Origin of the sequence: Pseudoalteromonas sp. T1lg48, from assembly GCF_002964785.1 — a bacterium.
GTDB lineage: Bacteria > Pseudomonadota > Gammaproteobacteria > Enterobacterales > Alteromonadaceae > Pseudoalteromonas.
In genome coordinates this window covers 322,125-336,895 of record NZ_PQCC01000004.1, presented here as the reverse complement: position 1 = coordinate 336,895, position 14,771 = coordinate 322,125, and the positions used below count along the sequence as shown (strand labels likewise).

The following is a 14,771-nucleotide window of genomic DNA, read 5'->3' as shown; positions in this document are numbered from 1 at the left end:
AATCAACAATAGTGGTAGATATGTCAAAACGCGATTATTACGAGGTTCTGGGTGTAGCCAAAGACGCCAGTGACCGCGACATTAAAAAGGCTTATAAACGCCTGGCGATGAAATATCACCCGGATCGTACTGCCGGCGACAAGGAACTTGAAAGCAAGTTCAAAGAGGTGAAAGAAGCCTACGAAATTCTTGGCGACGCGCAGAAACGACAAACCTATGATCAGTTTGGTCATGCTGCATTTGAACAAGGCGGTGGCGGTGGTCACGGCGGCTTTGGTGGCGGCGGTGACTTCGGTGATATTTTCGGTGACGTTTTCGGTGACATCTTCGGCGGTGGTCGTCGCCAGTCGCGTCAACAGCGCGGCGCCGATTTACGTTACAACATGGACCTGAGCCTAGAAGAGGCGGTGCGTGGTAAAGAAGTTGAAATTAAGGTTCCGACCTGGGTGAGCTGTGAGCCTTGTGATGGCTCTGGCGCTAAGGCTGGCTCAACGCCGAAAACCTGTCACACCTGTCATGGTGCCGGTCAGGTGCAGATGCGTCAGGGTTTCTTTGCGGTGCAACAAACCTGTCCAACCTGTCAGGGGACAGGTCAGGTTATTTCCGATCCCTGTAACAGCTGTCATGGCCAGGGCCGAGTAGAAAAAACCAAGACCCTGTCGGTGAAGATCCCTGCGGGTGTTGATACCGGCGACCGTATTCGTCTGGCGGGCGAAGGCGAAGCGGGGGCCCATGGTGCACCAGCGGGCGATCTGTACGTACAGGTGAGTGTCCGTGAGCACCCGATTTTTGTGCGCGATGGCAATAACCTATATTGTGAAGTGCCGATTGGTTTCACCACCGCCGCGCTTGGCGGCGAGATCGAAGTCCCCACCTTGGATGGCCGTGCCAAACTTAAAGTACCGGCCGAGTCGCAAACGGGCAAAATGTTCCGCATGCGTGGCAAGGGCGTGAAATCGGTGCGTTCGGGCTCTGTGGGTGATCTTATCTGTAAAGTCGTTCTTGAAACTCCGGTTAACTTGAACAGCGAACAACGTGAATTGCTGGAGCAGTTGGAAAAGAGCATGAGCAAAGATAGCTCAAAGTATCGTCCTAAGGAGAAAGGTTTCTTCGACGGGGTGAAAAAGTTCTTTGATGACCTAACCAAGTAAGCGAAGAATAGTTAAAAAGCGCCTTAAGGCGCTTTTTTTATGCCTGTTTATACCGCCTTAATTGAGCAAAATGGCCTGCCCATCCTCGACGTTACAGCGACATAGCTCGGCGCTGTCGCTGTAGTGGATATTATCGATAGCCGTTTTCACCTGAGTTAATTGCTCACAGCGCAGCACACATTGGCGCTGCTGCTGCCAGTAACTATACTCGGCCTTGACCAACCAGGTCAGCAGCAGGCAGATCAAAACAAGGGTGAACACCCTGAGTCTTTTTAAAAGCATCTTCGCCTCCGCTCACTAAAGTCCGATACTTTAACTCTAGTGTAAAAACAATGAGCTTACCCAGGCACAGCTGCTTAAGTTTAGGTGCTGGGTGTATAAAGGATGGCCTAGATGAGCTCAGTAACTTCAGTTTGGGAGACTCGATGATAACAACGCCGCGAGCATGCTCTACCTCTACATAGTTGGTGTTATTTATAGATATTCTCGGTAACCCCTTTCAATCCGGCATATGGTAAAAATTGATCGGAAATCGTTAATATTGCATGAAGGTTATTTTTAAGCTTTTCTAGTTCTATTTCGCCGGGGTTGAGTGACGTTTGCAACAGGTGAATTGCCATGTCAGCAAGCAATATACGCTGTTTTTCAAGCCATTCATGCTCCCCTTGGGCTGCCGTATGGGATAAGTAGCCCCTTTCTACAAGGCTATGCATCTCCCAGCTTGCTTTTATTATTTCGTTACGTTGTTCGTTATTCAAACTTAAGCCTGCCCAACTTGTTGACGTGATATAGATTACTTTCTTTCAGTACAGCAATAAGTTAGCAGCATACCTATGATGCAACAAGTGAAGGCTATCGGTTTTAAACCGTGTTTTTAGACGGCGTCGCTATAGTTAAGCTAAATGAGTTATATGAGTAGCATTTGCATACCGAGCGGGAGCTTTGGTCTCACTTGGCACCGCTTGTTTGACGCATTCTTATCTTTACTCCACCCGGCAAAAATACTTTTTAAATTGCCACTTTCTTGAGCGCACATAGTAGCAGTTGTCCTCAAAAGTCAGAATCTGGGTGATATCCGCTCTTTGGGCGCGATTGAAATAGGTGGTTCTAATCGTAGTTTCGCCAAGAACTTCCAACTTATAGGGCTTAAATGTAAGTTGCTCCGGCATGCGATCCGCAGGATAGGTGGTAAAAGCGTCCTGGCGTAGGACATGAACAATACCGGGCTTGATATTGTCCTTCAGCATAAGTCTTTCCTGAGCTGGGATCTCTTGTTGCGTGAGCAGGCTCGCTAGGGTTTTCGCTTCATCGAATTGCCAAGCGCCAACATAAAACGGGGTTTGCCCTGCTTGATATACAAGGTAAGTCAAAAATAATCCCAAACAAAGAGGCACCTTCATAGTTTCCTCTGTTCAACCCGGTGTGCATCAGTTTGCACACCCTTGATGAGCGTTTGCCTGGTCGCAAATTCCCTTGATTGCCGCGTTTCCTTCCGCGTTGACGTAGTAGGCTACTAAACGCTGCAATTTTTCTAGTGGTACCGATACTTTGAAACCAAACCTGTTAGAGAGATCAGTATAGTGCGTAATTCATACGGCGCTCTTTAGACCTACAACTTCATTACTAAGCAACTGAATATGTGTGAATTTTAATCATTTTAATTGCGGAGTTTCTTGGTCTAAACGGGGACAAGCTTTTTAATTTAAAGGCTTAAGAGTTGGTAGATAGGGTGCTCAAGAGCGTCACAATAAGCAGGGCTGATGTTTTAACTAAGCACTTATTATTTATTGAGGTTAGAGTTGCTAAACGCCCGAGCTCACCGGGAAATATCCGGTACTTATTATCACAACAAAGAAAATAGCAAGTCGTTGTATCACTTTAAAAAAGCGGCAGAGTTAGGTGATGAGCCGGCATTGCGACGTCTTAAACGGATAAAAGGCTCGGATTGAACAACCTAGGCTTAATGCTTAGGTTGTATTTGGTACAGCTAGTTAACCGCAAGTTCAAAGGTTTTATCGTCGAGCAACTCTAATTGCCAGACGTCTTCGCAATCATCCGGGCCCAACATAAAATAGGTATAGCCTTTGTCCTTTATCAGATAAAAGTGCATGCTTTGAATATAGAGGGAGGCAAGATCCTTTATTTGCATCGGTGAGAGCGAGCCCTGCTGCTGGGCAAATGTGGATTTTTGTTTTTCTAAATTAGTTTCTACCCAGGCCGAGTCCCTGACTATTTGTACAGCGTAAGAAATTAGCTGCGGGTTTGGCTCTAAGGCGCCCTGTTCATGCTCGAGGGTGATGGCTTTGTTATTATAGTTGCCCACCCATTTATTACTCTCGTTATCGTATTTTAGCATGCCTAAAATAGTGTGGTTTAGCGCTTTTGCCATTTTGGTTTTTTTCTTAAAAATCCATGAAAACATAAGATCCCTTCCTAGGTAACATCTATTGTCAGTCAAGAGCGGGGCATTTTACGGGCAAATATAAAGACTGAAAATTATTTGAGATAGAACTAAGAGTGCACTTTAGGAATAGAGTGCGCCTACGCTTAAATCGATAGCGCCCGTTAGCATAACAATAATGACAAGGTAAGCTAGAAAACCGGCTAATATCTTGCTGCCTCGTTTAAAGCCGAATTTGCTGTAGCCGTAGGCGGGAATGCCGATAAAACCGATTAGGGCGCAAAACAAGGGAAAATAACCAAGATGGGTTATTGAGTTCTCTGCGCCGTGGTACCTACACCAGGCAAAACAGCAAAAGGAAATAAACAGGGTATGAGGTAAAAAGGTAATGCTTTCCTTGCCTTGGGCATAGAAAAAGTAGCTATCGATCAGTGCCGCTATGAGGTAAGAAAATAGCGCCAAGATGATTATTTTATTGGATTTTTTCATCTTCTTTGGGCCGTTAGGCAAGGCTATATTCGCGATTAGCCTTACACAAGTCGTCGTGCAGTCTCATCACATGGATTGCCTTTGGGTCGGTAATATCGGAGCCGAGTTTCATCATAAATTTGCACGAGGCATAGTCATTGGCCTTGCGTTCATAGGCGCGTATCCAATCCTGCCGCTCTTTGAGGCGCTCCGCCTTAATAGGCCAGACTCCCGGGCGTGGACGAAGCCTTTCGATGCCCACGCGCCAGGGTTTGGGGCTGACCCTGGCCCTAAAACAGCGCTGATTGCGACACATTTGCATATAGACCCTGTCCGAGCCAAGACTTTTTAACAGTGCTGCGCTGCTCTCACTGGTGGGCTCATAGGTTTGCTCCATAAAAAGTATCCGAAAGCCCATCGAGGTCTGGTAAATACGCAGATGCAGAGCGGGGTTATCGGCAGAGACCTGTTTAAAGCGCGTGATGGCCTCTTGTTCCAAGCCCCCCCTGCGGTTAATAAGCCGGTTGTTGATAAAGCCAGCCAAGGTGGAGGCGAATAGCAGCGACACCAGCAAGGCGGCAAATAACACCCACCAGGAGCCGGCGACCAAGGCGGCCGCGGCGCCAATCAGTGCCAGGCCAAGAAATGCCCAGGTAACGAGTCTCGTCGAGGGTGAACTATCGAGATCTATGTCTGCGAACATCACATCCGGGGTGTTTAGGCACAGGGCGCCATAGGAGTTTCTGGAAATAACCACGTCTTGATGGTTAGCCACCACCTCTTCGCGGATAGGGATCCCTTCGGCACCGTTATAGGAAATTTTATGATCAACCCGTCTTACGTCACCTTGCTCACTCAGGGTCTTGAGTGCGTCATCAAGGCGCTCGTCCGCGTGGCGTTTCGCATCTTCTTCACTTATATCCGACCAACCAAAGCGTTTGATGGTGTATTGTCGGTCGTTGGCGCGGGTTTTTGCTTGCGATTCTGACCAATACTTGGGGACTATCATGCCGTCTTCCTTGGGTGGCTAAGGCTGGAGAGCGAGAAAAGGTAATGCTTACCTTAGCACCTTTTGAACTCTAAAAACTAGGTTTTATTTAGTAAGGGCAAGGAGTTACCTCAATTTAGACGGGAAAGAATTGGTGAGGTTAGAGTGGGAAACGGGAGCCCAGCACCGCGGGCTCCTAGTGAGGCTTTAATTATTGATGTTGCCGATACACCGCCAGCGGGTGAGAGGTACTGAGCGAGATATGCACCTTATCGCCGGGACGTACCATCACCTCGTGGCTGACTCGGCTGGTGACTAGGGTATTGCAGGTCAGCTCAACCGCACACAGGCGGCTGCCGCCTTCAAAGCGTACCCAGGTCACGGTACCGTTACTGTTCACGCTATTTTGTGCCAAGAGTACGTCATCGGGGCGCAGCAGCACATCCACGGCGCCCGCCTCACAATCTATGCCTTGCGCCGGCGCTATTCCGATGGCGGTGCTGGCTTGGCCATGTTGATAGTCACCGGCAATAAAGCTGGCTTCGCCTAAAAAGCGCGCCACAAAGCGATTGCTGGGCAAGCTAAAACAGAGCTCTGGGGTATCGATTTGCTGAATGCGGCCTTCCTTAAGCACCCCGACTCGATCGCCTACCGACAGGGCCTCTTCCTGATCGTGGGTCACCCAAATCGCCGGGACACCTGCTGCTTTTAGGGCGTTGCGAATATCCCAACGTAAGGTGTCCTTAAGCGCCGCATCCAGGTTTGATAGCGGTTCATCGAGCAGCACAAAGTCGGGCTGGTGGGCCAGGGTCCGGGCCAGAGCCACCCGTTGCTTTTGTCCGCCAGACAAGGTGGCGGGCTTTTTATCACGAAAGGCGCCTAGGCCAAGCAGCTCAATCCAGTGCTCGGCCAAGGAGGTGTCCTTTAAGCGAAAGCAGATATTTTGCTGCACGGTTAGGTGGGGGAACAGGGCAAAGTCCTGAAACACCATGCCGACGCGACGTTTCTCAGGTGGTACGTGCAATTTTGGCGTTGCCCGCCAGGTGCCAAGATTGATTTCTCCGGCGCTGATCGGAATAAGCCCGGCCAAGGCCTGTAAAATGGTGCTTTTTCCGCAGCCGGTAGGACCAACCAGCATCAGGATCTCACTTTTATCCAGGGAGAGATCTAAGTCGCTTACGACCCGATTACTGCCATAATCGATAGCCAACTTACTAACAGATAACATGTATTTTTGATCCTTAATTACTGCGCTTTTCGCCGGAAAGCATAATAGCTAAACCACAGGCGGAGATCACCACAAGCAAGAGCCCGGGGATGGCGGCGCGGCCAAAGTAGCCCGCTTCGTAAACGCGCCACAGGTAGGTGGAGAGCGTCTCGAATCCAGTCGGTCCAAGCAACAAGGTCGCTTCTAACTCACGCATTGATTCTAAAAACACCAGGGCTGCGCCGGCGACTATGCCGCGGGCGGTCAGTGGCAAGGTAATGCGGGTAAAGGCTTCTCTTGGGCTGGCCCCAAGAACGCGTGCCGATTTTACTAAGCTGGCATCCATATGCTCGGTGCTGGTGCGTACCGAGCCGACGGCTAAGGGTAAAAACCGCAGCACATAGGCGATAACCAGCAGGGCCAGAGTTTGATAGAGCATGGGTAGTTGCAGGCCAGCGTACACCAGCGCGGTGCCCATGACGATGCCGGGAATGCCAAAGCCGAAATAGGTGATACGCTCCATAACTCGGCCTGCTTTACCACTGAGTGCCGCATGAGCCACGGGAATAGCGACAATCACCGCCATCAGGGCAGCGATGCCCGAGGCATAGGCCGAATGCCAGGCGATGGTGAAATCGAACTCGGCCAGGCCTTCGCGGACCAGCCACAGCGAGAAAACCCCCAGGGGCAGGCCAATCGCTAGTAATAGCACTGGCACGAAGGTAACGAACATGGCACCGAGTTGCCACGGCTTAGGAAAGAGCATCAGTGGGCGGCCATGGCGCTCGGTGGCGGTTTTAATTTGCGACTCTAAAAACAGCAAAAAGCCGACAATACACATTAACTGGAGCGATAGCATGGCGGCGCGGCTTAAACCAAAGGCATTGTACTCAACATAGATCACCCGGGTGAAGGTATCGAGGCGCATCATCGCCGGGGTACCGAAATCAGACAAGGTATACAGGGCCACCAACAAGGCGCCGGCGGCTATGCCGTTGACCACCCGGGGCAATATGACCTTAAACACGCTCATGGTCATGGTCATGCCCAAAGTTCTCGCCGCATTGACCATGCTTGCGTCCAGGCTCAGCAGTGATGAGCGTGTGGTCAGCATGACAAAGGGGAAGGTATACAGGGTCATCACAATCGCGGCGCCGCTGAGGCCATACATGGGCGGCGTTTCAATGCCAAACAGGGTATTTATTTCACCTCCCGGCCCAAAGGCCGCATACAAGGTAAAGGCACCTATATAACTGGGGATGGCCAGGGGTGCGGCAAACACCACTAACCACAGCCTCTTCAGCGGTAAATGCACATAGGCACTAATAAAGGCCAGGGGCACGCCAATAATAATCGAGCCCGTTACCGTTAGCGCCATCAGCGACAGGGTGTTGCCGAGTATGGTGAGGTTATGGCTATCGAATAGCGTGCTGGCATCACTGGCTAAGGTGAGCAGCACATACAAGGGTGTTAAGGCCACAAGCGCTGCAAGCAGCGCCATGGGATAGGAAGCGGGTAGACGCATCAGAGCACACCGGCATTACGCATTAAATCCAAGGTCGGGCGCAGGTCCGCCAGTTGCGTTAAGTCTATCTTAGGCGGCGAAATACTGGCTAATGACGGCAATCCCTCCGGCTGTTGAATGCCCTCGATAAGCGGGATTTCATAGGCCTCTCGGGCTAGGTAACCCTGTACTTCGGCGCTTAATAGATAACGCATAAAGTTGGTCGCCAGCGGGTCTTTATTCAGCGCGAGAATGCCTGAGGCATTAACCAAACAGCCTGCATCATTTTGGGTAAAGGCCAGATCTAATTTGGCATCGGGCTTGCCCGCTTTAAGGCGCAAGCTGTAGTAATGATTGGCAAAGCCGATGTCTACTTCACCGCGCTCCACGGCCATCACCACCCCCAGTTCACCGGCATAGGACTTGGCTTTCTTTTTGACTTTTTTCAGCCAGTTGGCCGTTTTATCATCGCCTTCGAGCAAACGCATGGCGGTGACAAAAGACTGGAACGAGGCATAGGCCGGAGCCCAGCCTATACTCAGGTCGCTGTCGGCAATGGCCATGATGCTTTGCGGGATCTGTTCCTTGGTCAAACGCTCGGTGTTGTAAGGCAAAGTGCGTACCCTACCTGTGACCGGCGCCCAGCCCTCATAGCGAAACTGAGGTTGCAGTTGTGCCGATAAGTCAGCAGGCAGTGGCTGCGCCAGACCAGCGTCGGTCACCAAGCCAATGGCGCCGGAGTCCACCGCCCAAAATAAATCGGCGCGGCGCACGCCCATTTTCGCTTCTGCGACTATGGTGTTGGCCAGGGCAGCCGTAGGGCTGCGGCGAATACCCAGTTCTAAATTCGGGTTCTTATCTTGAATCGCTTGCAGGACATTTTCATACAGACCGCCTTCGCCACGACCAAGATACAAGGTCAACTTACCTTCGAGGGCGGGCAGGGAGTCCACCGACACCGGGTTGGCAGCGGTTGCTGCAAATGCCTGTGATAGAGACAGCGGCAAGGTACTGGCCACTCCAAAGGCAGCCAATCCTTGAATAAAGGTTCTACGTTTCACTTAAAACACGTCCTTGCGGGCTTTTTCGGCCTTTTCAATGAGCTTTTTAGCGCGATCTAGTTTGCCCTGCATGGCAACGACCACAGCACGCACGTCATCGACGCTCTTGTTATCGGCGATCGCCTTTGGCAGAGTTACATTGAAGTCTTTTTCTAGCTCTTCAACCAGGTTGGCATCTTGCTCAATTAAGGTGCCTTCAACGCCTTCAAACAGGTGCAAGTAGGTGTCATGAACGATCTGCGTGGCTTCATCGCCAAGGCGTTCAGCATACTTAGCAACGACGCGGTCGAGCTTGTGCTTGATCTCGTCCATGGTGGCGCTTTGCGTCATGGTTTCTGTGGCCGTGGCCTTAACGCTCTGGAGCAGGCCTTTTTGCTGGAATTGCGCCGCCAGTTTAACTGCCCCCAAGCCTTGCCATAAGGCCGCATTGAGCGCTTCTTGCTGTTTGCGTGCTTCGGCCGCTGGCGCTTTATTGTCTATGGCCATCTTGATGCCGTAAAGCCCTTGCCAGATAGAGGCATAAACGGCACATAGTTAGTTTCAATGGCGCTGTGAAATTTAACCGATTCCCAGTATTCGACCAGATCATCGCTGTTTACCGCCTTGTTGCCCTTGGCCTCGTAATCACTGACCATGGTATCAACCTTGCCAATCATCCATTGTACTTCTTCGGAGTAATCTTTTAGGTTTTCTTGTAAGTGATTCACGTGTTCGCCGATAGGACCGTTGGCAAAGGCCGGCTGAAAGCTAAATGCAGAGGCGAATAACAGGCTCACGCCCAAGGTTTGGACTGATTTAAACAATGAATTCATAGCGAGGGGATCCAAGGCTAATTGTAAATGATAGTTATTATCATATCCGTACAACTTGCTTAAATCAATACATTAAAGTGTCGCATTAGGTTACTTTCGTGCCGATGAGCTTAAGGCGAAGTGCATCGCTTAATAACCCGGCTGGAGCATGGACAAACGCCTAGGGCTAACAGTATGCTGACTAATGTCAAATACTCACAACAAGGGAATGGTCATGACGCCAGCAGTAACCTTTCTAACCAAGCACAAGGTGGCATTTGAACTTATCAGTTTTGAGCATGATAGCGGTGTCGAGAATTATGGTCAGGAAGTCATAGATAAATTGGCACTGGACGCTGCCCGGGTATTTAAAACCTTGGTGCTGGAAACCGCAGAGCAGGGGTTCGTGGTCGCCATTACCCCTGTGCATCAACAGGTGAATACCAAATCCCTGGCCAAACTGGCGGGCAGTAAAAAAGCGGCCATGGCCGCGGGGGCCGATGTGGAGCGGGTAACCGGCTATGTGCTCGGTGGCGTGAGTCCGTTTGCACAGAAAAAAAGACTCCCCGTGTATGTGCATCAAAGCGCTTTGGCGCAGGATACCATCTATGTCAGTGCCGGCAAGCGCGGCGTTGAACTGGCCCTGGCGCCGCAAGATTTAATTACTCTTCTTCAGGCTCGCTGCGGTGAATTTTAGCCCTGCCAGCAATTTCTCACCTCCTGTACCTTTTTAGGCGCTACTCTCGTAATTCTCCCAAGCACTCTTTTCTATACGCACTTGTACCACTTTTATGAAGAGCAAACTCGCCGTTGCTCGATTGTTTGTTTGCGAGTAAAAATTTATTTTTGCGTACACCTGTACGCTCAATAGCAGGGAATTCAACCGTCTTAGCGCCATTACGCAAATAAGTTATAAATTTTGTGTTAAAAAAACTGGTTGGACCAATTGATCTATTCAGATATTTATGCCGTAATAAGGGGTATGTTAACTGGTCAGATGAGTTGGTTATGAGCTTACGTACAAAATTAAAAAAAATCCTTCCTAGTATTTCGATTACAGAGCAGGAGGCGCTGGACGCCGGTGATGTGTGGTTAGAAGGTTCTATCTACCGTGGCAAGCCTGATTTCGCGGCGCTGCGCGATGTGCCCGCGGCAACCTTGAGCCAAGAAGAGCAAGCTTTCCTTGATGGCCCTGTGGCCGAGCTGTTGGAAATGATCGATGAGTCCGAAATTCAATCGGGCACGCATCTGCCAGCGCATATTCTAGAGTTTCTGAAAAAAGAGCGCTTCTTCTCGCTGATTATTCCGAAGAAGTTCGGCGGTCTTGAGTTTAGCCCCTATGCTAACTCGACCATAGTGGCCACCATTTCAACCAAGTCATCGGCGGTTGCCGTGACCGTGATGGTGCCAAACTCCTTGGGCCCGGGTGAGCTTTTGCTGCACTATGGTACCGAAGAGCAACAGAATCATTACCTACCACGTTTAGCTAATGGCCGCGATATTCCTTGTTTCGCCTTGACCAGCCCGGAAGCGGGTTCGGACGCCGGCGGTATTCCGGATATCGGCGTGGTCAAAGAAGGCGAATACCAGGGCGAGAAGGTACTTGGCCTGGAGGTTACCTGGGACAAGCGTTATATCACCCTGGCGCCTATTGCCACCGTATTGGGTCTGGCCTTTAAGGTGCAGGACCCGGATCACCTGCTGGGTGATAAAGAAGACCTGGGCATTACCTGTGCGCTTATTCCTAATACCCACCCGGGTGTGGAGCTGGGTAATCGCCACGACCCCATGGGCGTGCGTTTTTACAATGGGACGACGCGCGGTGAAAAAGTCTTCATTCCTATGGACTTTATCATCGGTGGACAAAAGAACATCGGCCGCGGTTGGCAGATGTTGGTGAGCTGTTTAGGTGCCGGCCGTGGTATTTCATTGCCTGCGTTAGGCGTGTCGGTATCTCAGGTGGCATTTAAAGGCTCTGCTGAATACGCCGCGGTGCGTGAACAGTTTGGTCTGGCCATCGGTCAGTTCGAAGGTATTCAGGAAAAGCTGGCCGATATCGCCGGTAAAACCTACTTACAAGAAGCCATGCGCGTACTCACCACAGAAGGTCTGGGCATGGGTCTAAAACCTTCTGTAGTAACCGCCATCGCCAAGTACCATATGACCGAAATCGGCCGTGACGTGCTGAACTCCGCCATGGATATTCAAGCCGGTAAAGCCATTCAGCGCGGCCCGCAAAACACCCTGGCCAGCGGCTTTGTTGCCCAGCCCATCGCCATTACGGTAGAAGGGGCGAATATCCTGACGCGTAACCTGATGATCTTTGGGCAAGGCGTGATGCGCTGTCACCCCTACTTGCAGAGCATGGTGGAGTCCATCCACTCGCAAGAAAAAGATGCCGATGCCACCTTTAATCGTATTTTGCGTAAAACTGTGGGTTACAGCACCGCCAATGCGCTGCGTGCTTTCAAACATGGTTTACTGCCGTTTACCGCGCCGAGCGCATCGTCTTTGCCTGAAGTACGCCAGTATGAAAAGGCGGTTCACAAGTTGTCGTCACGGCTAGCCGTGTATGCGGATTTCTCCTTGTTGGTTCTGGGTGGAAAGTTAAAGCAGGCGGAAATGCTGTCGGCGCGCCTGGGCGATGTAATGAGCTATATGTATGCGGCCATGGCCTCGATTAAATATTATGAGCAAAAGGTCAGCAGCGCAGATCGCGCGCAAGCGGCGCCATACTTCCACTATGCGACGCGCTGGGCATTGCAACAGGCAGAGCAGGCACTGCATGCCTTCTTGGATAACTTCCCGGCATCGGGCACCCGTAAGTTTATGCGCTTCTTAACCTGGCAGTACGGCTACAAAATGCCAACCATTGGCGACGATCTGGTTCGCGAACTGGCCCATCAGGCGCAACTGGATACGGCCATTAAAGCCCAGCTGACACACCTGGTGAAACCAACGCCGGGCGATGGTCACGATATCAACGAGCAGGCCTATAAAGCCAAGCTGGCAAACCTTGAGAGCCTGGCCAAGGTACGCAAGGCCATTAAGTCGAAGCAGATTCGCTCTGGCGTGCGCTTTGCCGAGACGCTGGATAATGCCCTGGCGGCCAGTGTGATCGATGCCAACGAATATGCGTCTTTGGTTGATTATAACCGCAAGCGTGAGCTGGCTATTCGCGTCGATGAATTCGATTTCGATATGAACCTGCTGCGCCCGGACGGCACCCGTGCCGACGGCCAGGACGTGAGCCTGCGCAGCGCCAGCTAATTATTCCTTGTCACATTTGCATTACCACCAAGCCCTTACCTTTGCGTAAGGGCTTTTTTATTGGGTGATCTTAAGGCGACCTCTGCTCGTAATGCCAGACGGAGGGAATGTATGCTTACTTTGTTTTATGACGGCAATTGTCCTTTGTGCACCGCCGAGATAAGAAAACTTAAAGGGTATGATCAGTGTGGAGCCCTAGCCTTGGTCGATATCAATAGTGACGAAGACTTGTCTCGCTACCCCATGATCGACTATCACGCCGCCAACGCGACCTTGCACGCCATTGATGAAAATGGACGGGTGTTACTTGGTTTGGATGCCAATGTCGCCGTGTGGCGGGCAGTTGGCAAGTACCCATGGTTAAGGGTGTTGCGCTGGCCGCTGATCCGTATTGTCGCAGACTGCTGTTATCGCATTTTTGCTAATAATCGCCACAGAATAGCGGGTTGGCTATCGGCTCGATCATGTAAAGAGCAATGCCATGTGGGTGAACGCCATGACTAGGGCCTTGATCATTGGCGCTTCGAGTGCGATTGCCCGAGCCCTAATCGATGAGTTGGAGTCACAGGGCACCCAGGTACACAGCGTGAGCAGATCCAGGCTCGAGCGCGAGCGCCATAGCTGTTTGGCTTACAGTGAGCAGGCGATTGCTAACTGGTGTCTTGATGCCCAGCAACAGGGATTGGCCTTTGAGTACATTTACATTTGCAACGGCGTGTTGCATAGCGAGGAGGTGCAGCCGGAAAAATCCCTAAGTGCATTTTCGCAGTCGGCTTTTTTCGAGGTGATGCAATGCAACACAGTGGTGCCTATGTGGTGGCTGTCGAACCTAACCAAACTCTTGACGCCTAACGCGCAAAGCGTGGTCACCATTTTGAGTGCGCGCGTAGGCAGCATCACAGATAACCGCTTGGGTGGCTGGTACAGCTACCGCGCTTCAAAGGCGGCCTTAAATATGCTTACCAAAACCACCGCTATTGAAATGAGGCGTACACACAAGCACAGCAAATTTTTGTTGTTTCATCCCGGCACCACGGACAGTGACCTGTCTAAGCCGTTTCAAAAAAATGTGCCTGCGGGCAAGTTGTTTACCCCTCACTTTGTCGCCCGGCGTTTGCGGGAACTGAGTACAGATTACGCCTTTCTCCCGTCCTGTGGCTTTTATGATTGGAATCGGCAAGCTATTGAGTTTTAAAGTTTATAGAGAATCTAATGTATGCAATTTAGTAAAGACGATCTCGACGCCATGCCCTCACGCTATAGAGCGCACTTCGTAAATAGCCTGTCGGGGTACAAAAGTGCAAATCTGGTGGGCACCACAGATGGCCAGGGTAATCATAACCTAGCCATTGTCAGCTCGGTGGTGCACCTAGGAGCGCATCCCCCCTTGGTCGCCATGATCATGCGCCCGGATGTGGTGGAGCGACATACCCTGAGTAATATAAGGTCTACGGGTTGGTATACCCTTAACCAGGTGAATAGTCACTTTTGGCAGGCGGCCCATCAAACATCGGCCAAGTACGGGGTTGATGAAAGTGAGTTTGATGCGGTGGGTTTGGAGCCACAATTTATCGGTGAATGTCCCGCTCCTTTTGTCAGCCAAAGTCTGTTGAAATACTCGGTGAAATTGGTTGCCGAGCAGGTCATCGAACAAAACGGTACCTTGTTACTGATAGGTGCTATTGAGCAGGGGGAGGTGAGTGATGAAGCCCTGTGTGGTGATGGTCATATCGATCTTAACAGCATAGATACCGTGGCCGTAACTGGGTTAGACGGGTACCATGTTGGCAGCCGTCTTGGGCGCCTCAGTTATGCACAACCTCATGTATGGCCAAGCCCTATTGATGACTAGTGTAAAGGGGATTGACAGTGCTCTTGTGTCGGCAGTGTGCTCAGGTACAATGTCGGCAGTTTGAATTAAGAGGTTTCT

General features: G+C 50.9%; 15 protein-coding genes and 1 pseudogene. 6 read left to right on the top strand and 10 right to left on the bottom strand.

Annotated elements, in window-relative coordinates; translation table 11 throughout:
* Window positions 1–20 precede the first annotated feature (20 nt).
* Entirely contained in the window at window positions 21–1,151 is a 1,131-nt protein-coding gene (dnaJ, locus tag C2M29_RS06965) for a molecular chaperone DnaJ (RefSeq protein WP_105189066.1), read from the top strand.
* 57 nt (window positions 1,152–1,208) lie between these two features.
* On the opposite strand, the gene C2M29_RS06960 is transcribed toward dnaJ, so the two are convergent.
* The 10 genes and pseudogenes from C2M29_RS06960 to C2M29_RS06915 form a co-directional block, all read right to left on the bottom strand.
* The gene (locus C2M29_RS06960) at window positions 1,209–1,433 is read right to left on the bottom strand and encodes a hypothetical protein (RefSeq protein WP_105189065.1); all 225 of its coding nucleotides are present in this window, start codon (window positions 1,431–1,433) and stop codon (window positions 1,209–1,211) included.
* A 188-nt stretch (window positions 1,434–1,621) separates the two neighbouring features.
* Window positions 1,622–1,909, bottom strand: a complete 288-nt coding sequence (locus tag C2M29_RS06955) for a hypothetical protein (protein ID WP_105189064.1) — start codon at window positions 1,907–1,909, stop codon at window positions 1,622–1,624.
* Between the two features lie 225 nt (window positions 1,910–2,134).
* Window positions 2,135–2,521, bottom strand: coding sequence for a hypothetical protein (locus tag C2M29_RS06950; protein ID WP_158684661.1), 387 nt, complete (start codon window positions 2,519–2,521; stop codon window positions 2,135–2,137).
* 617 nt (window positions 2,522–3,138) lie between these two features.
* Window positions 3,139–3,573 carry a hypothetical protein gene (locus tag C2M29_RS06945; protein ID WP_105189062.1) on the bottom strand — a complete coding sequence of 145 codons (435 nt, stop codon included), beginning with the start codon at window positions 3,571–3,573 and terminating at the stop codon, window positions 3,139–3,141.
* A gap of 102 nt (window positions 3,574–3,675) precedes the next feature.
* Entirely contained in the window at window positions 3,676–4,041 is a 366-nt protein-coding gene (locus C2M29_RS06940) for a hypothetical protein (protein ID WP_105189061.1), read from the bottom strand.
* A gap of 13 nt (window positions 4,042–4,054) precedes the next feature.
* On the bottom strand, window positions 4,055–5,029 hold the full coding sequence (locus C2M29_RS06935; protein ID WP_105189060.1) for a hypothetical protein: 975 nt from the start codon (window positions 5,027–5,029) through the stop codon (window positions 4,055–4,057).
* 190 nt (window positions 5,030–5,219) lie between these two features.
* Entirely contained in the window at window positions 5,220–6,236 is a 1,017-nt protein-coding gene (locus tag C2M29_RS06930) for an ABC transporter ATP-binding protein (protein WP_105189059.1), read from the bottom strand.
* 13 nt (window positions 6,237–6,249) lie between these two features.
* A complete protein-coding gene (locus C2M29_RS06925) occupies window positions 6,250–7,740 on the bottom strand; it encodes an ABC transporter permease (RefSeq protein WP_105189058.1) in 1,491 nt (496 codons plus the stop codon).
* A complete protein-coding gene (locus C2M29_RS06920) occupies window positions 7,740–8,780 on the bottom strand; it encodes an extracellular solute-binding protein (protein ID WP_105189057.1) in 1,041 nt (346 codons plus the stop codon). Before C2M29_RS06920 ends, C2M29_RS06925 begins: the two co-directional genes overlap by 1 nt.
* Window positions 8,781–9,592: pseudogene (locus C2M29_RS06915) on the bottom strand (hypothetical protein).
* Between the two features lie 214 nt (window positions 9,593–9,806).
* On the opposite strand from C2M29_RS06915, the gene ybaK reads away from it, so the two are divergent.
* The 5 genes from ybaK (at window position 9,807) to C2M29_RS06890 (ending at window position 14,693) form a co-directional block, all read left to right on the top strand.
* Window positions 9,807–10,268, top strand: a complete 462-nt coding sequence (gene ybaK / locus C2M29_RS06910) for a Cys-tRNA(Pro) deacylase (protein WP_105189056.1) — start codon at window positions 9,807–9,809, stop codon at window positions 10,266–10,268.
* A gap of 311 nt (window positions 10,269–10,579) precedes the next feature.
* Window positions 10,580–12,841, top strand: a complete 2,262-nt coding sequence (locus tag C2M29_RS06905) for an acyl-CoA dehydrogenase (RefSeq protein ID WP_105189055.1) — start codon at window positions 10,580–10,582, stop codon at window positions 12,839–12,841.
* Between the two features lie 111 nt (window positions 12,842–12,952).
* The gene (locus C2M29_RS06900; RefSeq protein WP_105189054.1) at window positions 12,953–13,345 is read left to right on the top strand and encodes a thiol-disulfide oxidoreductase DCC family protein; all 393 of its coding nucleotides are present in this window, start codon (window positions 12,953–12,955) and stop codon (window positions 13,343–13,345) included.
* The gene (locus C2M29_RS06895; protein ID WP_158684660.1) at window positions 13,338–14,036 is read left to right on the top strand and encodes an SDR family NAD(P)-dependent oxidoreductase; all 699 of its coding nucleotides are present in this window, start codon (window positions 13,338–13,340) and stop codon (window positions 14,034–14,036) included. Before C2M29_RS06900 ends, C2M29_RS06895 begins: the two co-directional genes overlap by 8 nt.
* A gap of 21 nt (window positions 14,037–14,057) precedes the next feature.
* Window positions 14,058–14,693: a flavin reductase family protein gene (locus C2M29_RS06890; RefSeq protein WP_105189052.1), complete on the top strand. Its 636-nt coding sequence runs from the start codon at window positions 14,058–14,060 to the stop codon at window positions 14,691–14,693.
* Window positions 14,694–14,771 lie beyond the last annotated feature (78 nt).